This is a genomic window from Okeania sp. SIO2C9 (genome assembly GCF_010672455.1).
Classification (GTDB): Bacteria; Cyanobacteriota; Cyanobacteriia; order Cyanobacteriales; family Microcoleaceae; genus Okeania.
The window spans coordinates 12420-38114 of sequence record NZ_JAAHGO010000022.1; the positions used below are offsets into that span (position 1 = coordinate 12420).

Sequence of the window (25695 nt, forward strand, 5' to 3'; positions counted from 1 at the left end):
ATTAAAATTAAAATAAATTTAGTAGTTATACTTAAGTATTATTTCTACATTTAGAAAAAGTTTTCCTAGCATTTTCAATAATTAGATAGTACAATAAAGGATATAAACCCTACACAACAATAAAAGAAAATTGATAATGAAGACAATCATTACTATCTTAGGTATTAGTGCAATCTTGCTATCTTATACTCCTACTACTAGAGCACAATCAAATAATCCTAAAATTGGAGAAACAACTCTTTCTGGAGACTCTCTGAAAACGGTAGAAGGCAGATCCATTAATAAAGATAATTACAGCACATATACTGATGACCCAAAATCTAGTAGCTCTCCTACAAATGGAATTAAACCTTATGAACTGCGTCGTCAACAACAAAACGTAGAAGTGATACCAGGAGTCTCTATCCCTATTAACCCAGATGAGCCTCAATCAGAGAACCCTCTAGAAAATACCCTAGAAGGGGATAAACGAGAAGAAGGATTCAAACTAAAATTAGGAATTTAGAAATAATTGATTTACTCAACTTTTTGGGAATACTTTGCAAATTATAGATTCAAATGGAAATAACAGATGGGGAACTGATTTTCTCAGTTCCTCATTTTTGATCGAAGTTTTTTTGAGCGGGAGTGTGGGGAGTGTGGGAAGGGTGGGGAGTGTGGGGAGTGTGGGAAGGGTAGGTAGTGTGGGGAGTGTGGGAAGGGTGGGTAGTGTGGGGAGTGTGGGGAGTGTGGGAAGGGTAGGTAGTGTGGGGAGTGTGGGGAGTAGTAAACATAATATCCTTATGATCAGCTAAAAATCACTTAAATTCTATATTCCCTGTTGCCTGTTGCCTGTTGCCTGTTGCCTCTTTGATCTCTAATGCAAAACAGCTTATATATGAATAGTTATAAATTTCCAGACGATTTTATGTGGGGAGTAGCTACCGCTTCCTATCAAATAGAAGGTGCTACCACAGAAGCAGGTCGCAAACCAAGCGTCTGGGATACCTTTAGCCAAACTCCAGGAAAAGTCTTACATGACGATACAGGTGCAATAGCTTGCGACCACTATCATCGTTACGAAACAGATATTAAACTAATGGCGCAACTTGGTGTTAAACATTATCGCTTTAGTATTGCTTGGCCACGCATTATTCCTGATGGTCGGGGTACAGTCAATGAAGCAGGGATAGATTTTTATCGCCGTTTAGTAGACTGTCTGCATCAACATAATATTACTCCCCACGCAACTTTGTTTCATTGGGATAGCCCCCAAACTTTGGAAGATTTATACGGGTCTTGGCGTAGTAGAGAAATGACAAAAGATTTTGCAGACTATGTAACTGCGGTGGTAAGTCGGTTAGACGATCGCATCACTAACTGGATGACTATAAATGAAATTAATTGTTTTACCCATCTCGGTTATGCTGTCAATTCTGACCCTCCTCATGCTCCAGGTACTCGTGTTAATTCTAATAAAGAAGTCTGGCAAACTTCCCATCATGCTTTACTTGCCCACGGGTTAGCTACTCAAGCTATTCCTGCGGCCTCTCCCAGACCTTGTTTAGTTTCTTTAGTTGATAATATTTCTGTAACTGTTCCCATTTATGAAACACCAGAAAATATTCAAGCTGCTCAACAAGCATTTCACCTTTGCGGGCAAAATGGTGGGATTATTTTTCCTGCTCTGACTGGTGCATATAGTCCTGCTTTACTAGAGCGTTTGGGAAAAGACGCGCCAGATATTCAAGCGGGAGATTTAGAAATTATTCATCAACCCCTTGATGCTATTGGATTAAATATCTATTCTGGTACTTATGTGCAAGCAAGGGATAATGCAGTCCATAATTACAGCGATCGCCAACCTGGTTATTAGTTTTTATCTTTTCCTGTTGGTTATCCCAAAATGTATATGCCTTGGTTAAATATTATTCCCGAAAGTCTCTATTGGGGTAATTAACAGCTTGACATAATCTATGATTATCTAGTATATTCTATGATTATCTATATTTTATTTTATGCTACTAGGATTCAAAACGGAGTTACACCCAAATAACCAACAAGAAACCTTGCTAGCTAAACACGCAGGTGTGGCTCGCCATGCCTGGAATTGGGGATTATGGCTAACTAGAAACATTCTTAATCACAATTCCAATAATCCTTCAGGTAAACTTAAATTCCCCACTGCAATTGACCTTCATAAACTATTAGTAGCAATGGTTAAACCTAATAACTATTGGTATTATGAAGTATCTAAAACAGCGCCTCAATATGCTTTGAGATATTTATCTTTACTCTTGGAAACGTTGCTTTAGTAAAGTGTCTGGTCAACCTAAATTCAAGAAAAAAGGTAGGGATGATAGTTTTACTTTAGATGGCTCAATATCGGTAGGCTTTAATCACATAAAATTACCGAGAATTGGATGGGTTAAAACCTTTGAAATATTACCAGACAATGTTACTCCCAAGTCAGTAACTATTAGTAGAAAAGCTGATAGATGGTTTGTCAGTTTCGCTCTGAGACTCAGCTTCCATAAATACTGAGAAATCTGTAGATGTAGTTGGTGTAGATTTAGGTATAAAATCTCTAGCTACGTTATCTACTGGTGAAGTATTTGTTTGCGAAGCATTCCGAAGGAAAGGCGCTAAGTCTTACCGAAAGTTAGAATCTAAATTATCACGACTGCAATACCTCAACAGACATAAAACTAAATTTTCTAATAATTGGAAAAAATCTCAACTTAAGATAGCTCAGTTACACAACAGGATAGCCAATATCAGGAAAGATACATTGCATAAACTGACTACCTATCTAGCTAAAAACCACAGCCGGATAGTAATAGAAGACCTAAATGTATCAGGAATGATGGCAAATCACAGCTACATTGCATGCAACGTAGCTAAGGCTGTTGCTGACATGGGTTTTTATGAATTTCGTAGACAGTTAGAGTACAAGTGTGAGTTATTAGGTTGCTGAGTTAATCATCGTTGATAGATGGTTTCCTAGTTCTAAAACTTGCAGTAGGTGTGGAACTGTTAAAGAGTCTCTATTGTTATCAGAGCGCGTTTTTAATTGCGAACACTGCAATTTCAGTTGTGATTGCTCCGCAACGCTAGCGCGAACGAGATTTGAATGCAGCATTAAATTTAGCTATGGCGGGCAGTTTGCTCCGCAACGCTAACGCGAACGTCCGTGTCAGCTTGTGGACTGGACAACGCCGACGTTGCCAGATAGAAGCAAGAATAGAACAGATAATCATAGATTTATATAGATTATCGTAGGTTTCTAAGAACGGCGACAAGATTTACCATTATTTATTTCTGAAAGTGGTTGTGCAGCTCAAGATGAAGTTAATGTTCAAGGCAAGGTAATAGATACTGACAGAATTATGTATTTACGCCAATATTTCAAAGCTGCCCATCGTGCTATTAGTGAAGGTTATCCATTAAAAGGATATTTTGTCTGGAGTTTTATGGATAATTTTGAGTGGTCTTATGGTTATAACCGTCGCTTTGGTTTAGTTTATATTGATTACCAAACTCAGCAACGTCTACCAAAAGCAAGTTTCGATTGGTATCGGCAATGTATTAAGCAAAATAGAGTTGTTTGAACAAGGAAGTAGGAAGAGGGAAGAAGGAAGAAGGCTTTAGTTATCTAGGAGAGAAAGAAGAAAATTTTTTTGATATAGCAATAACTAGAGCGGTTAGGACATAAAATAGACCTCTTGCGAATTTGATAACTATTGACTAGGAGCACATTAAATTAATTATTTTTATGTTTACTTCTCCCCCACTCACCCACTCCCCTACTCAAGAGAAGTAATCGAGAGTCTGGAATCCACCTCTTTTTAAAGGGTGGAGTCAAGGCAAACGGCGGTTAAAACCGCCGGGAAAGTTAAACAACACACAGTTTATTAGACCTACGAATAAGTTGGACTTTCTTAGGAGAAAATTGCCCAATTCGTTTCCAATTGTGGTCATAAACGCTGATATTTTTGGTTTTAGCGTCAGTAAAACCACCAATCCATCCGCTGTAAGTTTTTCCTACTTTCTCAGCAATAACTTTATCTCCATACCGAAGTTTAAAAGGAGTAATTGTTCCACTTTTGCGTTTACGAATACCGCCTTTTTCCGCATTATCAAAGTGTAATGCACGACGAAAATAAACAGGTCTAGCTATTACTCGAAAAACGCAAGGATTTATGCTAACAGAACCAATCCATCCCCAGGTATCACAGTTTTTTCTGGGAGTTACCCCATGTCGGACAAATTCACTGGCCGTCAAAGCTATACCATCAACTGCATGACATTCGGGCACTTGGGCTTTTTTATCTTTGATTTTCTCCAATCCTAAATGTTTACGAAAGCGAAGCTCCTCTGCAAGAGGCATTTGACTGGTTCCATTGTTATTTTTCTGCCAGCCATAAACGGTCTTCACTGAGGCAATAGATTTGAGTTTTTCTACACACCAACTTTGCCCAATCATAACTGGAGAAAACCCTTTACCCGAACGCGCTTTTTTCCTGCCGCTAGTTAAATCTACATCGGCTTTAACCAGTTCGTAAACAATCGTGGTAATGGGGAAAACTTTGGACAACTCTATTATTATCCTAATTTCCATTTCCCTAGATGCTCGAATAGATGGAGCTAATTTACCCTTTTTACGGCGATTATCGAATCGTTTTTGTCTATGCGCACGCTGGTTAAAAGGTACTTTTCTATTAATCCTCCTGCCACGTCGTATTCGGCGTTGCAATGCTCTACCTCTGACATTTTTGATAACTTTTCCTTGCTTAATCACAGTAGAGCCAAGTCGTTCTTTGACTTGCTCAAACGGCAAAACTAAATGAGCGGTATAAAGAGTGAATTTGGCCGACTGGACTGCAATCCCTGTATAGTTTTTGCCAGGGTCGCAACCAATTGTTATTTATTGAGTTTAACTACCCGACGGTTCAGCTACTAGCCGGACATAATACAAGCCCGCATCATTCCAATGCTCAGTTGCTTTTCCTTGTTTAACCCAACGACGCACCCGCGATGCTTTTGTAGGCATTACAGGAGAACCATCAGGATTTTGGACTGGTATTCTAATCATGGAGATAATCCTTGTAGAACAAGTTGTGTGTCCCTAAGACCAACCAAAAACATTGTGTCTCGCAATTATGCGATGCCTTTACCCAAAAAGGCCAACAGATAATCCGGGCTAGGGAAATACCCGGAAGTGTTATCGCTTTTGGCTCAGTGGTCTAGTCAACATTATTCAGACCTTGGGCCGTCCAAGCTGCGTGACTTTAGCTCGCAGAAGTTGACGTTATTTTCAAGGAGAAGTAATTGTTAATTATTAATTATTAATTGTTGAATCACCTTTGATTTGAGCCATCATTGCAGCATCATCCCAATAAGAAGATACTTGTTTAATTTTGCCATTTTCATTAATTTCAAATATACTAATTCCCTCTGCAACTCCCTGATTACCATTTTTTCCCACTCCCTGCATCGTCCATTTAACTGCTGCTCCATTATCTACAATAAATATATTATTTGGTGTCAATTCTAGTTGAGCAAAAATCATTGATAATAGCTCAAAGAATTTCTGATAATCTGACTGCACATTACTGGGTGGTTTACCTACAGGGTCATAGGTAACACCGTCTTCAGCAAAGTTTTCTGCCCATGCTTCGGCATTCATCGCTGCCATATTTGTAAAATAAGAATTGACTACTGTTTCGATAGTTTCTTTTGTCATTTTCGAGTTTTCTTTTAATCGGTTTTTGTCATCTAAATCATATTTATGATACCAAGTTGAGATAATTCGCTACAATCAAATTTTTTTTCATGGCCAGATAAACAAATTAAGAATATAATCCTAAATCCGATTTATAGAGCATCCTTTTATGTAAAAGGGGAGACTGGATTTAGGGGAAATGAGGTGAAGGTTGAATCTTACATTCTATAAAATATCTTTAATAACCGGATTTTGTCTAATTTATGATATTTAATAATTTAATTATAGCTAGTCTATTTGATTGATTTGTGAAAAGTTTCAAAATAGATAAAAAGTTTGAAACCATTAGTTCTGCTTCCTTTAATCAAAAAGATTTATAGAAGTTGAAGCAAAAGGTGCAGACATCTCAAAAGCTTAAAACTCAGACAACGCAATATTCTTCTTCTTCCTTCTTCCTTCTTCCTTCTTCCTTCTGCTATATAATTTTTCCCTGTTTATTATTCCATAAAAAAAAGGGAGTAATCTTGCTGAAAAAGCTAACTGAGATACTCCCTTGTTTAATTCAAATTTTTTATTCAATTTAGTTTTTATAATTTTTCTTGGTTTAAAACCCAATTCATACCTCCTTAAATGTCGCTTCACTTGTATTACCAGGGTAATATATCTATGGCCTAGATGATTCAGGAAATATAGTCGATTAAATGTGGGCCATCTGTAACCAGTCGAATATTTGATCTAACTGCTTCAATGTTACAAGACCGTATTGCCAAAGTATCATCGGTAATTGATTAGGGTCTTCTTCCTCATGTCGTAAAGCAATGGCGATCGCTGAATCAGAGATGGACAACTCCCACTTCAAGAATTTGATTAACTGAGCTTGTTTTGTAGACATAATTAAAAGTTTTCTCCAGTAGTATATTAAAAAAATTTTAAATCGGTTTTATTTGATAACCACGATACCTAGTATCAATTATTATTAGGTAAGCTTCAATGACTCACATCTTTTAATGATGTGACTTCTCTCAATTTTTGTAATGATGCAGATCACAATTTTGTTGTCTAGAACACTAAACTCTAGTTCTAAAAGTTAGTCACTCTTGAGCATTTTTGATGAAACATTGATACATTTCAACTGCTATAAAATAGTTCTTAATTTAATTATCAATAAATATATATGAAAAATATGCTTTTTTTATGAGTAGCATATATAAAGTAAATATTTGATCAAATGAGTATATACTTACTATCCGATCTTCTCTGATTTAAAGTTTCATAATACTGTCTGACTTGTGGGATGATGTAGAGATTTTATAAATTTATTACAGGAAACTATAATTACATCACCCTCAGCAATATTACTGATGTAGGCAATAATAGCTTTGATTACTTATATCTAGATATTGTAGTAGATATGCATAGATAGAAAATAGTGAGAAAAACCTTTCTTATCTAAGATTCATTATCAATATATGTCCTAACCAACCCTTTCTTTGCTATAGTTAATTGCCCATCGAAGTCTATTAGATACCAGAAAACTTATTTATCCGGTTTAGGAGACTGCTTGATTTCTGATTCGGCAGATTTTAGCGCTTGGTCTAAGATAATACGAGCTTCTTCTGCTTTCTCTCTTGCTTCTCTATAACGCAAATTAGCCACAGCAAAAGTTTTCAACACCTTAAAACCATCTTTAAGATTAGCAATTTCTTCAACAGTGACAGCTTCATCTGTGAATAGTACCTCAATTGCAGAACGAATCTTTAGTGCTTCCTCTCTCGATTCTACAACCTTAATCTTCAGCGCTGCTAGATCGCTAAGTATTTGTACTGCTTGGGCAACAGCTTCTTCTTCCTCAGAGGCAATTTCCTTTGATTCTTTTGACTCTTTGACCTCAATAAATTGCTCCGGACTAAATCCATTTTCTAATTCTGTTAGTATTTCACCAGAGTCCATCATTTCCACAAGCTTATCCATAGCTTTCTGACGGGCCCGGGGTGACTCTTTCCCCCTAACAGTTATGATTGTATCTGGATTTTGAGGCAAGGTATAACTAACCATAATTTGACTAACAATTTAGGTATAAATATAACTAATATACAGTAAAAATAATCATACCATTTTAGACCGAGCTAGCTGTAAATAATTAATAATTTTTGCCTGCCCTAAATTATTGTTAATGACGAGTGAAAAAAAATTGTAGTTAGCTCATATTGAACCTACTATAGCTATCCTAGATAGAATATGAACATTAGCTACATCTCAAGAGAAGTCACTCTCAGTATTTAGATAACTAACATTTATTCAAAACTTATTTAGGACAGCTATATTACAATATTCTTATGTACTAAGTCTATGACTTAAATTATGATGTTTCAATCTAATTAGCTATGCTAAATGGATGGCTGAAAAAACTACAGAGACTATCCCCGATTGAGAAAATACTGAGCTATTTGGATAGTGCTAACCCTACTTCTGAAAATAGCAGAGACTTAACAAATGTTTCATATTCACAGTGGCAACATGGTTTTTTGATTGCTCGACTAAATTTAACATTGTGGCTAGCTTTTTTCTTTTTCTTGAGTAGAAGTATACTCAGTTTAATCTTCTTCATACTAGATAAATACCCTCCTTTAGAAGAGTGGGAAATTGCCAGGATTTTAGTACATTTAACCCTACTTGGTTGTATATTTCTACTACGAACTTCCTGGGGTGGTCGTCATCTTGGTCTAATATTTATCTGCTTTTCTTGGTCTGTGACTATGATCGAGCAAATTTCAGATACAGTTACAGGAAATGTTAATCCTGAGTTTTTTGCCTGGATGTTGACTTTCTTTTCTCTGGCAACTTTAATTCCGGTCAGATGGTTTTTACACCTAATATCCCAGATTACTATATTAGGCTATTACTTCGGTTTCAATAAGATTCTCGGTTTAGATGTAGCACCCTTAGATGGGAATTTTATGAAGATGTGTCTGGGAATTTTCTGGATATGTTTAATTTGTGACATTTCTGTATATTTATATGAATCTTTGCACAAAACTGAGTTTAATACTAGATTACAATTACAGGCAGCATATCAAGAACTAAATTCAACTGAGGCCAAATATCGTAGCATTTTTGAGAATTCAGTTGAAGGTATTTTTCAGTCTACACCAGATGGGCATTACCTTTATGGTAATCCTACTTTAGCTGAGATATTTGGTTATGACTCGCCAGAGGATATGATGGCAAAAGTTACTGATATTGGCAAACAAATTTATGTTAATTCTAACTCTAGAGATGAATTTATTGATTTAATTAGCAGGGATGGAAGTGTATTAAAGTTTGAGTATCAAGCTTATCGTGCCGATGGGAGTGTCATCTGGGTTTCTGAGAATGCCAGAGCAGTGCGTGACCCAGAAGGTAATTTAATTGCTTATGAAGGTGATATTGAAAATATTACAGAGCGCAAGTGGGCAGAAACTGAAATGAAGAAAGCACTAGAAATAGAAAAAGAATTGAATCAACTTAAATCTCAATTTATTTCCATGGCATCCCATGAATTCCGTACTCCTTTAACTACTATATTAGCTTCGGCAGAAGCATTAGAATACTATAGTCATAAATGGAATGAAGAAAAAAAACTGACTTATTTGCGTCGTATACAAGCTACAGCTCAACATATGACAGGGTTACTTAATGATATATTAGTTATAGGCAAAAAAGAATCAGGTTATTTTGATTTTAACCCTGCACCATTAGATTTAGAAAATTTTTGTCGAGGTCTTATAGAAGATATTAAACTCAGTATTGGTAGTCAATATTCTCTTGATTTTGTGCTTCAAGAAGCCAAGGAATTAACAACAAAATTTTCTGGCAAAGATGGGATGAATATAAGTATTTTAAATTTCCTTCAAGCGGATTCAATTCAGCAAGAACAAAAGCAACATGATGCTATCTATAATGCTCCAGCAGAATCACAAAATGAATCTAGTGAACAAATATTTGAATTGGTTTTCATAGATGAAAAATTGTTGCGACATATTCTATCCAATTTACTTTGGAATGCAGTTAAATATTCGACCCAAGGTAGTCATATTTTTCTCAGACTTTCTTACTTAAATAACTATGCAATTTTTCAAATTCAAGATGAAGGTATGGGAATTCCAGCAGCAGAACAAAAATATTTATTTGACTCTTTCTACCGCGCTCAAAATGCTATTAATATTTCTGGTACAGGGTTAGGACTTACTATTGTCAAAAATTTTGTAGATTTACATAGAGGTCAAATTTTTGTCGAAAGTGAAGTTGGAGTAGGAACTACATTTACTGTCATATTACCGTTAAATTTAGAAAAGGAAAATATAGATGAAAAAAATTCTAGTGATTGAAGATGAAAAAGTAATTTTAGAAATAATTACAGATGTTTTAGAAGCAGAAAATTTTATAGCAATAGAGGCAGAAAATGGTAGAATAGGAGTAGAAAAAGCTCTCGAAAATGTTCCAGATTTAATTATTTGTGATGTAATGATGCCAGAACTTGATGGTTATGAAGTATTAAAATTATTACGGCAAAATTTAGTAACAGAAGCAATTCCATTTATTTTTCTGACTGCAAAATCTACAAAAGCCGATTTAAGAGAGGGAATGGAATTAGGAGCTGACGATTACTTGACAAAGCCTTTTACCAGAGATGAATTAATGAAGGCAATTAATACTAGATTAGAAAAACAAGGAACTATTCAAAGAAAAACTCAAGAACAACTAGATGAATTAAGAAGTAGTATAACTTTATCTCTACCTCACGAACTACGCACTCCACTCAATGGAATTATTGGTTCTGCCAATTTTATTATTGAAGAGTTTCAAGAATTAGAAAACGATGAAATTTTAGAAATGGTAGAAAATATTCACATTTCTGCCCACCGTTTATATAGACTAATCCAGAATTTTTTACTATATGCAGATTTAGAGCTATTATCACGGGAGCGAGATAGATTGAAATTATTTACAACAGGTTCTCTTAGTAATCCTAAGTCAATAATTAGAGAGGTTGCTCTAGAAAAAGCAATAAGTTTTAATCGCTTAAAAGACTTAGAGATTGCATCAGAAAATACTCATTTAAAAATTTCTGAGCCTAACTTTAGAAAAATTGTAGATGAATTGTTAGACAATGCCTTTAAATTTTCTTATTTCGGCACAAAAGTTAAGGTAGTAGGTAGATTAGTTCATCATGTTTTTGCTGTTGATTTTATAGATTATGGCAAAGGAATGAGTGTTAATGAAATTTCTAATATCGGAGCTTATAAACAATTTAATCGTAAAATATATGAGCAACAGGGATCGGGCTTAGGTCTCAGTATTGCTAAACAAATTGCTGAATTACATAATGGGCAATTAAAGATCCAAAGTATTCCTTTAGAACAAACCACTGTAACTGTTTTTATCCCTACAAAGGTAACAGAAAAAGGCTGTTAAACTATGAGTTAATTTCTAACTGCTAATTTGATCTTCATAGTTGATAGTTCATAGTTCATAATTTATATTATATTCGGATAATTACTTATAATAAAGTTTTTGTTTGTAGTTGGGCTTTAGCCTTGGCCATACTGATATTATTGCTCAATCAAAACTACGAAGCCCTATTATAACTGTTCTACTGTAAGCGTAGCTCCCCCGAAGGGGGCACATGATATTAAATGTATAAAACCAATTTGATCGAGCAATGTAATATTAGTAAAGAAAAGAAAAAAGGAAAAACTGAAGTTGGAATCCGTAATCAAGAACATAAAAAGGAAAAATAATAGAAATAAGTAGATAATAGGATTGGATTCGTTCCTTTTTAGGAGTAAAATATTTATTTTTTTTTGTGGAATTTCTACATAATAATTGGTATAATAGCTTAAAATAGATAACAAAAAATATAGATGAGTAAATATATAAATAATGTTATTTATCTACTTATAGTATAATAACTTAAAATATTAATGGAAAATTACTAACAATGAAAGACAAATTACTCAATTGGTTAGATACATTTTTAGTGGCAGATGTATTTTTAGTAATAATTGGTTTTGCTTGGTTCGCGATCGCTGTGATTGGTCGTTATTCTGGAGTGGCTTTAGGTCTGGATCTTTGGCATAGATTATGGGAACCAGTATTTACTCCAGCTATCGGAATTTTGATGGGAGGTGCAATTCTCAGTGGCATAATTAAACAAATTACCAAACGTTTAAATTCTAATTAATCAAATTTGATTCATTACTAATAAAAAAACTTTCTCCTTGTTACTTTGTTACTTTCGGCAAGTTGAGTTCACTTTTTGTCTTCCTTATTCTTCGTTTATTATTTATGAAAAATTCAATTGAACAAGAAAAGTTTAACCCTTGGAATTACAAACCTTGGTGGTGTCAACCTTGGTCAATATTGTTGACAGGAATAACTATTATTAGTGGTAGTTGGTTAGTGTTTAGAATTGTTTGGTTAACAGTTATTATCTCTATTCCAATATTGACTTGGATGGGATTTTTTATACTAATTTGGCCGAAATTAATCGCAGAATCAAGAATGTGATAAAAATTGATTTTTAGAGTCATATATTCAGCATAATTTAGGTGGCAAAATTTATTTTCAATAAAAATGAGAGGTTAACCATGAAAAAAGTAGAATTGCATCAGTTACAAACAGAGATATTAATAGCAAGAAAAGAAGCTTTAGCGATCGAAAATCATGGTAAATTATTAGGATACTTTTATCCTATTGTGCAAAAAAATAAAGTAGAAGTTGATGCACTCTGGGAACGTTTAGATAAAGCAGTAGAAAGGGTAATAGTAGAAACAGGATTAGATGAAGAAGGATTAGTAGAAGCTCTAGCACCAAAGAAATCAAAACAGAAATGAAATTAGTTCTTGATGCTAATATTTTAATAGCTGAATTATTACGAAAGCGAGGAAGAGAGTTACTAAGAAATTCTCAAATGGAACTTTACTTAGCAGAAAAAACTAAGGAATAATCAGAGTATGAGTTGATTCAACGAGTAAAAATAATAGTTAATCAAGGAAGATTAAGCGAATCTGCTGGAGAGGAGCAAATAGAAATAGCATTGGCAATAATTGAAACTCAAATAAATTTAATGCCAATCTCTTTTTATTCTCATCTAGAAACTGAAGCTAGAAAGAGAATTCCTAGAGATCCTAACGATTGGGAAGCTGTGGCTTTAGCATTAGTTTTATCTGCTGCTATTTGGACGGAAGATTATGATTTTTTTTTGTTGTGGGTGTGCTACTTGGATGACATAAATTTTGTTACTTCAGTTATCTGGTTAATATTGAATTTTATAGGTAGGTTTAGGAGGTGTTGATTAAAATTTTCAACTAACTTTCTGATCCTAAAACTGGCCTTATTTTGGTTTAAAATTAAATAAGTGATTTCCTACTCCTCTACTAAACGAAAATCTAAATCAGAACAAGCTGGATTGGGAGATTCAACAACTTCAACCAGGAAAGCTTCACCTTCGCGCTCCCCTTCTGGAGAAAATCTCAAATTTTGTCCTGATGTTTCATTCGCTGGAAGATTTACTTCTTTAAGTTTTTCCAAAACTTTAGACCTAGTTGGATTATTGCCAGAATTAGATAAAGCATAAATAAAAGCTTTAGTTGCATCATAACTGGTAGCAGTACGCCAACTAACCTCTCCTCCCCATATAGATTTTGCCCCATCTACAAATGGTTTTGCTGTTGGTAATTTTTTATGCCACGGTACTGCTAAAATCAAACCTTGAATTGCTTGCTTGCCCTTGTTTAAAGTATCGCAATTATAAAGACTATCACCACCAAGTAATTTTAATTTTTGTTTTTCTGGCAATTCATAATTAGCTGTGGCAATTTTAATTGCTGAGTGAATTGTTTTTACATCAGCGAAGAGCATACCAGCTTTAATTTGACTTTCTACTGCTGTCTTAACTGCTAATTCTAAATAGAAGGATTGTTCCTTCAAATCTACCTTAATAATTTCCTTGCTATTTAAGTGAAAATCAAAATATTCTTTGAGACTTAGACTATATGAACCTTGATCGTTATCAAAAATTACAACTTTTTTTATACCTAATTTTTTAACATATTTAGCTAGTTTTTGACTCAACATTGAGTTATTAATTACTGTTCTAAAAAAAATATCACTTTTCAATTCTGTACTTGTGCTGGTGGGAGAAATCATTGCTAATTTTTGTGCTTTTCTCTGTGCTTTATATACTTCTAGTGCTGCCTTGCTAGCATTGCTAGAATTATGTCCTATAACCCCTAAAATAGACCGTCTATTTTTCACTATTTCTTGCGCAACTTTCTTGGATATTGTCGGCTCATTACTATCATTAACAATAACAATTTCTAGTAATCTAGAATTTGATGGCCGATCTTGATTAAACTTATTTTGTGCTTGGGCAACACCTCGCAATATTTCTTTAGCTATTTTACTTTCTGTATCTGCTGGTACAACCACTGCTAGAGTTAGAGGATTACCAAATTCATAAGCTCGGCTATTATTCTGATAAATCAGTGGTTCTGGTTCATTTTGATAGTCTTTGACAAGTGCGGCAAAACAATTAGCAGTTTCACTATAATTCTTGCTTTGGAATTCTTGATTACAGTTTAAAAAATTATCATTATGTTTTGTTTCATAACTATTGGAAAAGAGTGTGCGTTCGCCACTACTAAATCTTTCTCTTTCTTGCTGCTCATTATCTGGTTCAGAATCTAGAACAGGTTGAATTTTAACTCCAAAAAAAAATCCTGTTCCAATTAGTATAGGAACGGCTAAAGTTGCTATAAACATCACCAAACTAATTGGAATTTGCTTCGACTTTTTTACATGAGAAGTTGGAATATTTATAGGTTTTTCCTTGGCTCTAAGGTATTTAAGTTTCTCTAGAGCTTTCGTATTGTTAGATTCGATTGCTAAGACCATTTCGTATGGCTTTTTCACTAGGCTTAAATTTTTCTCGATCAAACCTTTTTGAATTAAATGATCGCCATAACCGAGCAATGATTCTATATATCCCTCTTTTGTACGTTGTGGATTAATTTTGTCAGCTCGCTCATATAATTTTATTGCTTCCTGAAATTTTTGATTTTTCCGGTATGCTTCAGCCAAATGGAATAAAGCACTAAAATGATTAGGATTAAGGTCTAAAGCCATACGATAGTTGGACGATTCATTGTCTATATTTCCCTGTTTACCGAAAAATTCTGGGTATGCGCCTCCCCTTTTAAGGGGATAAAAAAAGAGAATATTTCAGATTTCAAGCCTCCTTATTGCAGAGGTACTGATAACTGATAACTGATAACTGATAACTGAAATGACGCCATCGTTTTGCTTTTTCAAAGTAGTCACAAGCGTCTGACTCAAGGTTTTCCAATTCCCATATTTCTGACTGTAGTGGGTAATATTTGACTAACCAACGACGAACAAACTCAACTGTAACTTTATACCCGTCTGCATCTAAGAAATCATTTTTGCTCAAATTCTGTTTTGCCGAATGCAGTTGATCTGTTTCTACTCCAAAACTTTTTAGTAGCTTTAATGCTTCTTCTGGTCGTGACTGATTATTTTGCTTGGCTTTTTCTTGAGATGTTGCTACTGCTGAAAATACAACTTTTTCTGGAATCATTAATCCCTCGCGAAACCAAATTAAGCCTGCTTCACTCAACTCAATAGCATCGTCGATCGCTTTAGCTACATCTTGAGCTAAAACTTTAGTTTTGTTGTTCTCCCGTGCTTGCACGAACAGAGCAGAGCATATAGCTTGTGTGAAGTAGGGATGTCCTGCTGAAATGCTAATAATTTTGTCTATTGCTTTACTATCGTACTGTAGCAATCCAATAACAGGATTTATAATTAACCTTTGAGCACTTAATGGGTCTAACAATCCGATTCTGTGCTGAGGTGCCCTTCTAAACAACAAAGCTAGTTTTGGCAGATCGCTTGTCATATTAATTATTAGTTTCTGTAGTAACGATATTTTTACTATTGCTCACTAAGATAAAAATAACCTTTTCTATATACAATTAAGGAGTTATAGCCTAGTATGGTGCGTTAATGAAATGTAACGCACCATTTCTATTTTACCGAGTGATTTTAGCCATCTAAAGTACCCTAATGGACTGACACTTATACAATGGTGCGTTACGACGGATTGTTAAATCTCTTTAACAGTCTAAATTTTAACCATCTAAAGCACCTTACTGGACTGACACTTATGCCATGGTGCGTTACGACGGATTGTTAAATCCCTTTAATAGTCTAAATTTTACCCGTCTAACTGAGCCTACTGGCCTATTACCAACTAACAGAAAAATAACCTTTTCTATATATAGCAATATGATTTTAGTTGTGAGATATTGAAGACTTTTGTTTAAGGGAATAGGGAATAGGTATGGAGGGAAGAAACGAATACATAAGAATAAGATAACTGCTATATTCTATGCTTTAAAGAAACACCTCAATTCTCACATCTGATTCCTAATTACTATATAATTAAAGAGTTATAAAAATTATGCAAGGTATGCTGCTAGCTTGCTTACCCATTTCACTATAGATTTTATAGCTTCTTTATTTTCTGACAAATACTTAATTACATTTGTTACTTTTTTTGCTTGTTGATGACTCATAAAATTGAGAAATACTTTCTCTCTCTGTTTAAGTGTTTTTGCATTAGTCTTTTCTATTTCTTTAATTACCCACCACTCCATAATTGTTGAAGAAAATGAATAAACTGTTTTTTCTTGTTCTGTAGTTCGTTTAATCACTCCCCTTTGTTCTAAATCAATTAACTCTCGTTCTTTTTGACTAAAAATGATATTAACATCACCTAAATTATAGCGTTTTTTTTGCACGCGACCTTCTAAATTAGACAATGCAATTAGCATTAATAAAGTCTGTTCTAATTCATTAGCAAGCTGCCATGTATCTTGAAAAAAATGCTCTGTTGCTGCTATCAACTCTCTAGCAAATATCTCAGTACTAGGTATTTCTCCAGAGCGCATTTTATGATAATAAAGAAATCCGGCATTTTGTAGTAATAGTGGATTTCCATCAGCAATTTCTTGAATTCCATCCCATAGTCCAGGTGGCATTTTCATTTTATTAAGCAACAATTCTACTTCCTTCTGATTAAGTGGTTTTAATTGTTGAAATGCGTAATGATTATACCAAGGAGATTTTTCTGGTGTCAGACTAGGACCAGTTTCATTCAGGCGTCGGATTGAAGTTACAATCATTGATAAATATTTTCTTTCCGAGGAGTGATAGGCTAAATTTCTACACTCACTTAAAAATACTTCTACGTCAGTTTCGGTATATTGAGAATGGGAACGAAAAGTCGCATCATAATCATCTAAAAGTAGAACTAAAAATTTATTTTGCTGACCTAATTTTTTCAACACATGGCGCAGGTAATCTTTAGTTATTTTTTGCTTTTTTAGTAAATCTCAAACTATAGGCTGTAGAATAGTATCATCTTTAGTTTTTTCTCTAATTAAACTAATAATTTTTCGCCAGAAAATAGCAGGCATGAAAGGCTTAATTTCTAGACAATTTAGATAAACAATTACTGCCGTAGATGGATCTATATCTTCTGACTGCCAGACTTGCTCAGATGTCAGCAGATTTAGGAAAGAAGTTTTTCCCATTCCAGGGCCACCCCAAATCGCTAAATTACTGCGGTTGTATATTTGGTCAAATGCTATTGCTATTAAATTTTTCCGCCCCACAAAAGCTTCTGGAGCAACTGGCTGGCCTACAGTGAAAGGATTTCTTGGATTTACCATTACATCTTGACTTGAAAATTTGAAGAAGGAAGGACTTACAGACAATATTTTTGGTATTTTCATTATTATAACTCCGCTGCTAGCTGATAAGTCCAAAGTTTTTTACTAAATAAAAAGTAAAAATATGTCAGAAATAAAGACAATTTAATCAGAGCTTTAATTTTGAAAATCACTTCTTAATTGACTCAGGCTCAATAAACTTGCTAAAATATAATTAAAATTCTTAACTCATATACATAAAAATGACTCAGCCAATATTATCAATTGTAGTACCCACAAGAGAAGGTCTTCCTGAATATTGGATCGAAACCCTTTTAAAAATAAATGGAGATGTGGAATTAATTTTATCCCACCCCCCAGGAATGAAAAAACTGCCAATTAATGACCCCCGAATGCAACAAATAAATAGTTCATTTCGCGGAGAAATAATTCAAAGAATGACTGGGTTAGTAAATGCTTCGGGAAAATATATTTTAACAGTAAATTGTGATGAACTTTTGCATCCAGATATTGCAGAAATAACCAGACAATATTTTACTAAATATCCTGATAGTTGGGTTTTAAGGCTTAATAGAAAAGATGTAAAATACGGTGATGAGGCTAGTTTAAAATCTCCATGGGAATCAATATTTAATATTGATGAAATGAATACTTGTGGTGTAAGAACGGGAGACCAAAACTTACAGAATCAACCAAATTATATGGTAGAAATACCCATAGCTCCTTTGCAGAATAAATTCAACCCCTTGTGTCTGTTAGGGAAAAGAAAAGATCATAAAGGATGGCATACAGAAAACTTTGATAAAAAGGTATGGAAAAATGAAATAGTACAAGCAACTTTGGCAGATATTAGAGATGCGATGATTTTGTCAGGACCTTTTAAATATTTTCCTTTTTGGTGTTTGGATAGATTATTAGGGCTATCTATTCAAGCAAAGTATTATGAGCAAGGAAAAATTATCGGTCATAAATTGCCTAAACCAGAACAAATTAGAATTGAAGATAATCCTCCTGAATATAAAAGAAGTAAAAGATTTTATGTATTTGCCGAACTTTTATTACTGAAAAATAATCCTCAATATGGCTACCTCTGGAATCTAATTTTAGCTCAATTAACAGAGATTCCTGTGAGGGCAGTTTCTTCTGTTAGTCGCCAGTTATCTAAGAATAAAATGCAGAAAATTACTGATGGATAATGTTCAACAATTAATAATTAATAATTAATAATTAATAATTATTAATTATTTTCAAGGATAGGATTGACTAATCATGAAATTTTTTCTTCTCTTGGTCGATTGGATATGACGAGGAGACCCGCTCTTGACAGAGCCGCTCCGAATGGCGCCATCCCTCGACCGCTTATTATCCCCTTAAAAGGGGAGGCTTTAAACCACAATTTTTCGGTAATTAGTAAATTGAGCTATGAATGATCGGGAACTGGAACATCTTTTACTAATTAAAGATAATGAATCAGTAAACAAACAGAATACTTCAATCAAACTACCGACGTGTGAATAACACAAAGTTTTTCGGTTTAGTCTGGCTAAAAGGAAACTTGCAAATGCAAAAGATTATAATTATTGGAGCTGGCCCAGTAGGATTATTGCTAGCCCACTATCTACTCAGTCGAAGAGATTACCAGGTTGAGATTTATGAGCGTCGGCTCGATCCTCGATTGGCAGAACAATCAAATCAGCGTACCTTCCCAATTGCTCTACAGTCACGGGGCTTAAATGCTATCGATCAGATTCTTGGGTTGAAAGTAGCTTTAGCAAAAAAAGGAGTTTGGTCTCAAGGAGTTTTAATTTATAGCAAGCAGGGCCAACCTCGTCGGATTAACCGGAAGATGCCTTCACTACTTATTGACCGCAATCAACTTAATTTGGTGCTATTGGAACATTTGCTAGAGAAGCATAGTAGGGATTTGGTGAAGGTCAAATTTGATTGTTCCTGCGTTGACATTAATCTAGAAAGTCAGGAGGCGATCCTCCAGTCCAACAATGGAGAAAGGTTTACTACTAAATATGACCGTCTGGTGGGAGCAGATGGAGTGGGTTCCCAGGTACGGGAGGTATTGAGTGCTAGATCGGATATCCAATGTCAATATGATTTTATCCCAGATGTATACAAATCATTGCACGTTCCTAGAATTGCGCCTGATCAAACAGTAGAGCTGGCAGGAAACTGCCTTCACACCTCAACTTTGGGCAAAGGAATTCGATTAGTTATGGCTCCTCAACCTGACGACTGGCTTCATGGAACGCTGATCTTTTCCCCAGATAATAATCCCCTGGAAAATTGCACTACTGATGAAGCAGTTCTAGCCTATTTTCAAGAGAATATCCCATTTATCAAACCTATGATGCGGTTAGAAGATGCTGCTGTCCTCCGGCAACGGCCTGTATCAAAAATTATGACGGTGAAGTGTGACCGGATGCACGTTTGCGATCGCATTTTGCTTGTTGGTGATGCTGTCCATGCAGTTTCTCCATCCATTGGACAGGGATGTAATGCTTCACTACAAGACGTGCAGGTATTTGCTCAATGTTTAGATCGGTACGAGGATAAATGGGAAGAAGCGCTTCCAGCTTTTACAGCCAAGCGACTATCAGATGTTCATGCCTTGCGAGAGCTTTCAGATTATACCTTTCCGCGCTCAAAACCTATGATGTTAGAATTCATTTTCCGCCTGACCGTTGGTAAGAAGCTAAGACCTTGGTTTCCATTGCTGACAAATCCTCTGCCAATGGAGTTAATAATGGAGAGTGAACTTCCCTATTCTGAAGTGCTGAAACAAAGTCAAGGCTGGATTAATCGAGTTAAAGAATCAATGCAGAATTAAATCGTAGGTTATTGTGCAAATGCTCCATCTCGTCCACGTTATTTTTCTGACAATGGTACACTACCAATAAAATCACACACGAAAGTATAAAAATGCAAACTCTTAAAAAGACAGAAGAAAATACTCATCCTTTACCCCCTGGTAGTTTTGGGCTGCCATTAATTGGTGAAACTCTTGATTTTCTAAGAGATCGTAATTTCGCCGATCGACGAGAACAAAAATACGGTACTATCTTCAAAACTCATATATTAGGTCGTCCTACAATTGTAATGATCGGCCCTGAAGCAAACCGTTTTATTCTCCACACTCATTTTGACCATTTTTCTTGGCGTGACGGTTGGCCGAAAAATTTTCACGAACTTTTAGGCAGATCTCTTTTCTTGCAAGAAGGAGAAGAACATCAAAGAAACCGTCGATTATTAATGCCTGCTTTTCATGGACAAGCTTTAAGGAATTATTTTGCCACTATGGTTGATATTATCAATCGTTATTTAGTGAAATGGTCTGAGATGAAACATCTGACTTTACTACCAGAAATGAAACAGATGACCTTTGAAGTTGCGAGTATATTGCTTTTAGGTAGTAAACCAGGAACAAAAACTGCACTTTTGTCTCAAAAATTTAGCGAACTAAGTGCAGGTTTCTTTGCTTTACCCATTAGGCTACCTTTTACTACTTATACCTCAGCGTTAAAGGCGAGAGATTTTTTACTGAATCATATAGAAGCAGAAATCAGAGAAAGAGAAAAAAATCCAACTCAAGATGCACTAAGTTTATTAATTCAAACTAGAGATGAAGAAGGGAACAGTCTCAGTCTGGAAGAAATTAAAGTACAAGCATTACTAATGCTATTTGCCGGACATGAAACCACAACATCAATGTTTACCTCACTATGTATGGCATTGGCGCAACATCCTGATATTTTAGCACAAGCAAAAGCGGAGCAAGAAAAATTAAAGCAGCAGGGAGAGTTGAGTAATGAGCAACTCAAACAAATGCCTTATTTAGAGCAAGTCCTCAAAGAAGTAGAAAGACTATATCCTCCTGTTGGTGGAGGTTTTCGAGGTGTGGTTAAACCTTTTACTTACAACGGTTACTATGTGCCCCAAGGTTGGCAAGTATTATATCGCATCGAAAGAACTCACCAAGATCAAAGAGTTTATACTAATCCTTCAGAATTCGATCCAGAGCGTTTTCATCCAGAAAGAGCTGAAGATAAGAAGATGGATTATAGTTTAGTTGGTTTTGGTGGAGGTTCCAGATTTTGTTTGGGTTATGCTTTTGCTCAAATGGAAATCAAGATTTTTGCTTCTCTACTATTGCGTAATTATCAGTGGAAATTGGAGCCAAATCAAGATTTATCACTTACAGCGATTCCCAGTTTACACCCTCGCTCTGGTTTAAAAATACTGATGATGAAAAATTCAGGCTAGTGCCACTACGCGGAAGTCAAAAGTCAAAAGTATTGATTGGTAAGGCTTTTAGGATTTTGTAACTGGTTATATCATGTCCGGTAGCATCGGTATTGTATAGCGAAAGTAAGGAAGAAGGAAGAAGGAGGAGGGAAGAAGGCTTAAAAGCTTGAAAAAACTTAAATTTTCTTTAGATATTCACCCTTGGTTTTACACAAACAATACTAGCGGACATTATATTAGTTATTTCTGCCATCCTGCACTAGAACTTTACCAAAAAATTGGGTCTCTTCCCCTAACCCATAAGCAGGCGACTTTTTGATCGATCAAGTAGAAAAAAATATTCTATGGTGTTATTGTCGCAGGTGGGCTAAAACTAGAGATATTAACGATAAATCCTGTCGGTCGCAATGAAGGAAATGCGTTGCAGGTGCGTAATTCCTATAGAACCCATTTGAGATCTATATAATTATGGTAGTCAAGTCTTTTCGCGCATCAATTTTGAGGAAAAATCATCTGAAGGAGTGTTGAATTTTTTGTATTATCTCTCCCCACATCTTCCCTCCTGTCTCCTGTCTCCTGTCTCCTGTCTCCTGACTCAAGGCTAAAAAAACTTGATATTTATGAAGATACGATCAGGGGTTCTATCACAATTAACTACCATTTCCAAACTGCTAATTCCCAATTACTAATTACTAAAATTTAACCGGAAGCGAGGGGGGAGAATTTGTAGCTAAATTCAGAGAGAAGGATATTGGAAGTCTCCAAATTACCATCCTCTAATTCTGCTGAAATATTCATAGAGGAATTTGGCTATGCGAAATAGAAGTGAAACTATTAGCGATATTATCGATAAACGTCGTCCCCTTGCTCAGAAAATTGAACGCACAGAGGAAAATTTGAGGGAACTTACCTCAGCGCTACACGCTCTCGAATCTCAACGCAATAAATTAATTACCCAAATAGAAGACCGGAAAATTCAAGGTAGACTGGCAGAAATAGATTTTCTGGCGCTACAACTAAAAATTGCTACAGAGTTAGAAGCGTTAGCAAAACTGAAGGTACGTTTTTCCCGCGACACTTTGAATATTGGGGTGGTGGGTCGTGCTAGACAAGGAAAAAGTCGCCTTTTGCAAAGTTTAACGGGGTTGACTGCCACAGAAATTCCCGATGGCGATCGCCAACATTGTACGGGCGTTCGTAGTACTATTCATCACAACCCTAATGTTACGACTTTCGGTGAGGTTTATTTTCATTCGGAGCGGTCGTTTATTGACGATGTTATTGCTCCCTATTATGAAAAGCTACATCTAGGTGTTAAACCTAATAGTTTAGTTGAGTTTGCTTCTAAACCTTTGCCACCATTACCAGAAAATTTGCCTGGATATGCGGAACCGGGTGCGATGTACGAACATTTGACTCGATATCATACTAATATTGATAAATATGTGGGGTTATTAAATTCTCCACCCAGGCGTATTTCTAGTAATGAAATTCGGGAATATGTGGCTCAAGATACTGCCGACGGCCAGCGCATATTTTTCAATTATTTAGCAGTAAAAGAAGTGAAAATAACTTGCCCCTTTCCTAATAATGAAGTTGGGCAAATTGCTTTAGTTGATATGCCGGGATTAGGGGATACTGGAGTAGGAGATGAAGAACGATTAATTAAGACATTAAGTCAGGATATTGATGCTGTTTTATTTGTGAGAATGCCTAGTGCTAAAGGTGACTATTGGGCAGATGTTGATGTACGACTTTATGACACAGCTAGTGCAGCAATTATAGACTTGCCTTTGGATTTGTGGTCGTTTATGATTCTCAATCAAACTAATGCTAATTCGGCTAATGGTGATAATTTGAATAATTGTCAAGATTTGGCTGGCGACCTGAGCAAAAAACATCTGAATTTAGTGGATTGTATTATTGCTAATTGTGCGGATGTAGAAGCAGCTAATATGAAAATATTAGATACTGTTTTAAATTATTTAGCTACTAAAATTCAGAGTTTAGATAGACAATATGCCTCCTCTTGTCAGGAGCGGATGGTGGAGTTACAAAAAATTTTAGAGGTAGAAATAGAAAAGGCGCGTCAGGCTTTAGCAAGTCCGACTGCAAATCAAAATGAAATGGGAGTTTTTCTACCTTTATATAATCAGTTGATGAGTAATTTATCGGTAGGGTTAATGGAATTACTGGATAATTTTAAGCAGCAACGTTATTTAGTAGATGAAGACTTTTTTAAGCCACAAGTAGAGGTAGCAATTCAAGGTTGTAAAGAAGATCCGGGAATTCCTAGTTTACAAGAGATTAAGGTTAGACATCGGGAAAAGGGTTCCTGGGAAATTGTTTATGCCGAATATTTACATAAAATTAGGACTCATTTAACTCGACATTTTAATTCTCTAGATAATGGGTTAAAACAATTAATTGATGATGCCAAGTCTCAAATAACTAAAATATTAACCAAACAAGGAAAAATGGGAGGTTTAACTACTGCTAGAGAAGCAGATTTTTTGCAAGTTATTGCTCAGAATAAAGTGTCTGAATTACAACCTAATTTACGCAGAGCTTTCCAGAATTTATGGAATTTTGAAATGTCTTATGAAGTAAATTTTCATTACCGAATTAGACAACACTTAGATGACTTAACTCCTGACGATACTTCCCTCCGATTATCTGCTAAACCCACCGCTGAAGAAGTGCTAGAAAATTTAGAACAATTGCACCAAGAAACAGTATATAAATGTCAAGAAGCCTTAGCAGATTTATCATCAGAACCAAAATTAGCCGTATTTGCTGCAGTAGAAGAATTTGTCGATCAAGTATTGCGTGGAGAAGAAATAAAAAATGAATGGCCTGTGTTTTTATATGAAGTGCGATCGCAAGTTTGGCCTACTTATTTTAAACCTATGGGAGAAGGTTCAAATTCACTCAAAGAATGGCAAAAATTAGTAGAGAGAGTTGCTGATGCTAATCAATTAGAGTTACTACAATTTATTAATTAATAGGTAAGCATTTCCTGCGGAATGCTTAGATTACAGTGGTTTTCATTTCAGTAGACCACAGTAGGGGCGTTAACGATAGTTATGCGAAGCAAATGGCATTCGCCCTTTTGGTTATGACGATGTGGTTCATCAATCTGAAAAGCGCTGTAATAGAACTCTCCAGAAAAGAGGTAGTATGTAGTAGGCAATAGGGAGAAATAAATGATAATTTCTGTGTGATAATTGATTTGATTTTTTATTATCAAAATAACTTGACTTTTGGAAAAAAGTAAAAAATAATAGCCTCTATTCTAGATATAAAATGGATTATACCTGGGTTTACCCCCAGATCAATCCTATTCCTTTTAGGGAGAGGTCATTTCAGTTATCAGTTATCAGTTATCAGTGAACCTCCGACTGAAGTCGGAGGCTTGAAATACTGAACTAAATATTTTTTTCATCCCCTTAAAAGGGGAGGCACATACCCTCATTTTTTGGTAATTATCAATTATCAATTATTGAACACCTTTGACATCCTCCCCGGCCTAAAGGCACGGAGATTCCTACTGAGCCGTAGCTCCTCGGCGGGTTGACGCTTTGCTTCGCATAGCTGCCGCTAACACAGGGTGCTGCTTCCTTGGCGGTAGTCTAACGCTTCCCTCCACGTCCGCGCACGAGTTTCCGAGTGCCCCCCGGCAACTAATAACACTGTACCACATATTCAATTCACTTGCACATAAAATAAAAAGTCGCCCTACAAGGGCGAGGCTTTAAACCCAATTTTTCGGTAAGAAATGCTTCTAAGATTTCTGTGAAATTTGTCAAAGGTTTATGAGAATAACGTTTTCTCAGCTCTCCCATTAATTGTTGGTATACAATGAAAGTATAGGCTGTAAAAACTAAAATAAAGTGACGCATTAAACTGGTTTTATCTCTGACTTGATACTCTTTT

25 protein-coding genes and 2 pseudogenes are annotated in these 25695 nt (G+C 35.4%); 19 read left to right on the forward strand and 8 right to left on the reverse strand.

Annotation, left to right across the window (positions count from 1 at the left end; all coding sequences use genetic code 11):
• The first annotated feature begins 136 nt into the window (after positions 1-136).
• The 9 genes and pseudogenes from F6K23_RS18505 to F6K23_RS18545 form a co-directional block, all read left to right on the forward strand.
• A complete protein-coding gene (locus F6K23_RS18505) occupies positions 137-505 on the forward strand; it encodes a hypothetical protein (protein WP_293158549.1) in 369 nt (122 codons plus the stop codon).
• A gap of 34 nt (positions 506-539) precedes the next feature.
• Positions 540-794 (forward strand): hypothetical protein, encoded by a 255-nt coding sequence (locus F6K23_RS18510; protein ID WP_293158551.1) that lies wholly within the window; start codon positions 540-542, stop codon positions 792-794.
• A gap of 83 nt (positions 795-877) precedes the next feature.
• On the forward strand, positions 878-1855 hold the full coding sequence (locus F6K23_RS18515) for a glycoside hydrolase family 1 protein (RefSeq protein WP_293158553.1): 978 nt from the start codon (positions 878-880) through the stop codon (positions 1853-1855).
• A 142-nt stretch (positions 1856-1997) separates the two neighbouring features.
• On the forward strand, positions 1998-2294 hold the full coding sequence (locus F6K23_RS18520) for a helix-turn-helix domain-containing protein (protein WP_293158555.1): 297 nt from the start codon (positions 1998-2000) through the stop codon (positions 2292-2294).
• Between the two features lie 4 nt (positions 2295-2298).
• Positions 2299-2523, forward strand: a complete 225-nt coding sequence (locus F6K23_RS18525) for a hypothetical protein (protein ID WP_293158557.1) — start codon at positions 2299-2301, stop codon at positions 2521-2523.
• A 34-nt stretch (positions 2524-2557) separates the two neighbouring features.
• Positions 2558-2956: a transposase gene (locus F6K23_RS18530; RefSeq protein ID WP_293158687.1), complete on the forward strand. Its 399-nt coding sequence runs from the start codon at positions 2558-2560 to the stop codon at positions 2954-2956.
• Positions 2957-2963: 7 nt separating this feature from the next.
• On the forward strand, positions 2964-3161 hold the full coding sequence (locus F6K23_RS18535; protein ID WP_293158689.1) for a zinc ribbon domain-containing protein: 198 nt from the start codon (positions 2964-2966) through the stop codon (positions 3159-3161).
• On the forward strand, positions 3109-3261 hold the full coding sequence (locus F6K23_RS18540; RefSeq protein WP_293158559.1) for a hypothetical protein: 153 nt from the start codon (positions 3109-3111) through the stop codon (positions 3259-3261). Before F6K23_RS18535 ends, F6K23_RS18540 begins: the two co-directional genes overlap by 53 nt.
• Positions 3262-3290: 29 nt before the next feature.
• Positions 3291-3590, forward strand: a pseudogene (locus F6K23_RS18545) (family 1 glycosylhydrolase); the annotation flags it as partial.
• Between the two features lie 284 nt (positions 3591-3874).
• On the opposite strand, the pseudogene F6K23_RS18550 reads toward F6K23_RS18545, so the two are convergent.
• The 4 genes and pseudogenes from F6K23_RS18550 to F6K23_RS18565 all read right to left on the reverse strand — a co-directional run bounded on the left by F6K23_RS18550 (position 3875) and on the right by F6K23_RS18565 (position 7759).
• Positions 3875-5074, reverse strand: a pseudogene (locus F6K23_RS18550) (RRXRR domain-containing protein).
• A 246-nt stretch (positions 5075-5320) separates the two neighbouring features.
• On the reverse strand, positions 5321-5725 hold the full coding sequence (locus tag F6K23_RS18555) for a nuclear transport factor 2 family protein (protein ID WP_293158561.1): 405 nt from the start codon (positions 5723-5725) through the stop codon (positions 5321-5323).
• Between the two features lie 676 nt (positions 5726-6401).
• On the reverse strand, positions 6402-6596 hold the full coding sequence (locus tag F6K23_RS18560) for a DUF2949 domain-containing protein (protein ID WP_124143954.1): 195 nt from the start codon (positions 6594-6596) through the stop codon (positions 6402-6404).
• Between the two features lie 644 nt (positions 6597-7240).
• Positions 7241-7759, reverse strand: coding sequence for a hypothetical protein (locus F6K23_RS18565; RefSeq protein WP_124144976.1), 519 nt, complete (start codon positions 7757-7759; stop codon positions 7241-7243).
• Positions 7760-8151: 392 nt separating this feature from the next.
• Between F6K23_RS18565 and F6K23_RS18570 the strand changes: the two genes are divergently transcribed.
• From F6K23_RS18570 to F6K23_RS18595, 6 genes are all read left to right on the forward strand, one after another.
• Entirely contained in the window at positions 8152-10071 is a 1920-nt protein-coding gene (locus F6K23_RS18570) for a PAS domain-containing sensor histidine kinase (protein WP_293158565.1), read from the forward strand.
• The gene (locus F6K23_RS18575) at positions 10049-11158 is read left to right on the forward strand and encodes a response regulator (RefSeq protein WP_293158567.1); all 1110 of its coding nucleotides are present in this window, start codon (positions 10049-10051) and stop codon (positions 11156-11158) included. Before F6K23_RS18570 ends, F6K23_RS18575 begins: the two co-directional genes overlap by 23 nt.
• A gap of 526 nt (positions 11159-11684) precedes the next feature.
• Entirely contained in the window at positions 11685-11927 is a 243-nt protein-coding gene (locus F6K23_RS18580; protein ID WP_293158569.1) for a hypothetical protein, read from the forward strand.
• A gap of 104 nt (positions 11928-12031) precedes the next feature.
• Positions 12032-12253, forward strand: coding sequence for a DUF6737 family protein (locus tag F6K23_RS18585; protein ID WP_293158571.1), 222 nt, complete (start codon positions 12032-12034; stop codon positions 12251-12253).
• 80 nt (positions 12254-12333) lie between these two features.
• A complete protein-coding gene (locus tag F6K23_RS18590; RefSeq protein WP_293158573.1) occupies positions 12334-12579 on the forward strand; it encodes a hypothetical protein in 246 nt (81 codons plus the stop codon).
• Positions 12580-12704: 125 nt separating this feature from the next.
• Positions 12705-13040 (forward strand): PIN domain-containing protein, encoded by a 336-nt coding sequence (locus F6K23_RS18595; protein ID WP_293158575.1) that lies wholly within the window; start codon positions 12705-12707, stop codon positions 13038-13040.
• Positions 13041-13111: 71 nt separating this feature from the next.
• Here F6K23_RS18595 and F6K23_RS18600 read toward each other — a convergent pair whose 3' ends face one another.
• The 4 genes from F6K23_RS18600 to F6K23_RS18615 form a co-directional block, all read right to left on the reverse strand.
• Positions 13112-14872, reverse strand: a complete 1761-nt coding sequence (locus tag F6K23_RS18600) for an ABC transporter substrate-binding protein (protein ID WP_293158576.1) — start codon at positions 14870-14872, stop codon at positions 13112-13114.
• A gap of 103 nt (positions 14873-14975) precedes the next feature.
• Positions 14976-15665, reverse strand: a complete 690-nt coding sequence (locus F6K23_RS18605) for a hypothetical protein (protein ID WP_293158578.1) — start codon at positions 15663-15665, stop codon at positions 14976-14978.
• A gap of 562 nt (positions 15666-16227) precedes the next feature.
• Positions 16228-17118: an ATP-binding protein gene (locus F6K23_RS18610; RefSeq protein WP_293158580.1), complete on the reverse strand. Its 891-nt coding sequence runs from the start codon at positions 17116-17118 to the stop codon at positions 16228-16230.
• Positions 17119-17163: 45 nt separating this feature from the next.
• Positions 17164-17502, reverse strand: coding sequence for a hypothetical protein (locus tag F6K23_RS18615; protein ID WP_293158582.1), 339 nt, complete (start codon positions 17500-17502; stop codon positions 17164-17166).
• Between the two features lie 242 nt (positions 17503-17744).
• Here F6K23_RS18615 and F6K23_RS18620 point away from each other — a divergent pair, with 242 nt between their 5' ends.
• The 4 genes from F6K23_RS18620 to F6K23_RS18635 all read left to right on the forward strand — a co-directional run bounded on the left by F6K23_RS18620 (position 17745) and on the right by F6K23_RS18635 (position 24764).
• Positions 17745-18698, forward strand: coding sequence for a glycosyltransferase family 2 protein (locus tag F6K23_RS18620; protein ID WP_293158584.1), 954 nt, complete (start codon positions 17745-17747; stop codon positions 18696-18698).
• Positions 18699-19063: 365 nt separating this feature from the next.
• Entirely contained in the window at positions 19064-20344 is a 1281-nt protein-coding gene (locus tag F6K23_RS18625) for an NAD(P)/FAD-dependent oxidoreductase (protein ID WP_293158586.1), read from the forward strand.
• Between the two features lie 92 nt (positions 20345-20436).
• Positions 20437-21777: a cytochrome P450 gene (locus F6K23_RS18630; protein WP_293158588.1), complete on the forward strand. Its 1341-nt coding sequence runs from the start codon at positions 20437-20439 to the stop codon at positions 21775-21777.
• 794 nt (positions 21778-22571) lie between these two features.
• Positions 22572-24764: a hypothetical protein gene (locus F6K23_RS18635; protein ID WP_293158590.1), complete on the forward strand. Its 2193-nt coding sequence runs from the start codon at positions 22572-22574 to the stop codon at positions 24762-24764.
• Positions 24765-25695: the final 931 nt, after the last annotated feature.

Coding starts and splice junctions, on each gene's coding strand:
- F6K23_RS18585 (WP_293158571.1), top strand. CDS start 12,032: ATGAAAAATTCAATTGAACAAGAAAAGTTTAACCCTTGGAATTACAAA.
- F6K23_RS18580 (WP_293158569.1), top strand. CDS start 11,685: ATGAAAGACAAATTACTCAATTGGTTAGATACATTTTTAGTGGCAGAT.
- F6K23_RS18565 (WP_124144976.1), bottom strand. CDS start 7,759: ATGGTTAGTTATACCTTGCCTCAAAATCCAGATACAATCATAACTGTT.
- F6K23_RS18615 (WP_293158582.1), bottom strand. CDS start 17,502: ATGGTAAATCCAAGAAATCCTTTCACTGTAGGCCAGCCAGTTGCTCCA.
- F6K23_RS18625 (WP_293158586.1), top strand. CDS start 19,064: ATGCAAAAGATTATAATTATTGGAGCTGGCCCAGTAGGATTATTGCTA.
- F6K23_RS18600 (WP_293158576.1), bottom strand. CDS start 14,872: ATGGCTTTAGACCTTAATCCTAATCATTTTAGTGCTTTATTCCATTTG.
- F6K23_RS18515 (WP_293158553.1), top strand. CDS start 878: ATGAATAGTTATAAATTTCCAGACGATTTTATGTGGGGAGTAGCTACC.
- F6K23_RS18630 (WP_293158588.1), top strand. CDS start 20,437: ATGCAAACTCTTAAAAAGACAGAAGAAAATACTCATCCTTTACCCCCT.
- F6K23_RS18575 (WP_293158567.1), top strand. CDS start 10,049: ATGAAAAAAATTCTAGTGATTGAAGATGAAAAAGTAATTTTAGAAATA.
- F6K23_RS18635 (WP_293158590.1), top strand. CDS start 22,572: ATGCGAAATAGAAGTGAAACTATTAGCGATATTATCGATAAACGTCGT.
- F6K23_RS18560 (WP_124143954.1), bottom strand. CDS start 6,596: ATGTCTACAAAACAAGCTCAGTTAATCAAATTCTTGAAGTGGGAGTTG.
- F6K23_RS18605 (WP_293158578.1), bottom strand. CDS start 15,665: ATGACAAGCGATCTGCCAAAACTAGCTTTGTTGTTTAGAAGGGCACCT.
- F6K23_RS18520 (WP_293158555.1), top strand. CDS start 1,998: ATGCTACTAGGATTCAAAACGGAGTTACACCCAAATAACCAACAAGAA.
- F6K23_RS18555 (WP_293158561.1), bottom strand. CDS start 5,725: ATGACAAAAGAAACTATCGAAACAGTAGTCAATTCTTATTTTACAAAT.
- F6K23_RS18620 (WP_293158584.1), top strand. CDS start 17,745: ATGACTCAGCCAATATTATCAATTGTAGTACCCACAAGAGAAGGTCTT.
- F6K23_RS18590 (WP_293158573.1), top strand. CDS start 12,334: ATGAAAAAAGTAGAATTGCATCAGTTACAAACAGAGATATTAATAGCA.
- F6K23_RS18505 (WP_293158549.1), top strand. CDS start 137: ATGAAGACAATCATTACTATCTTAGGTATTAGTGCAATCTTGCTATCT.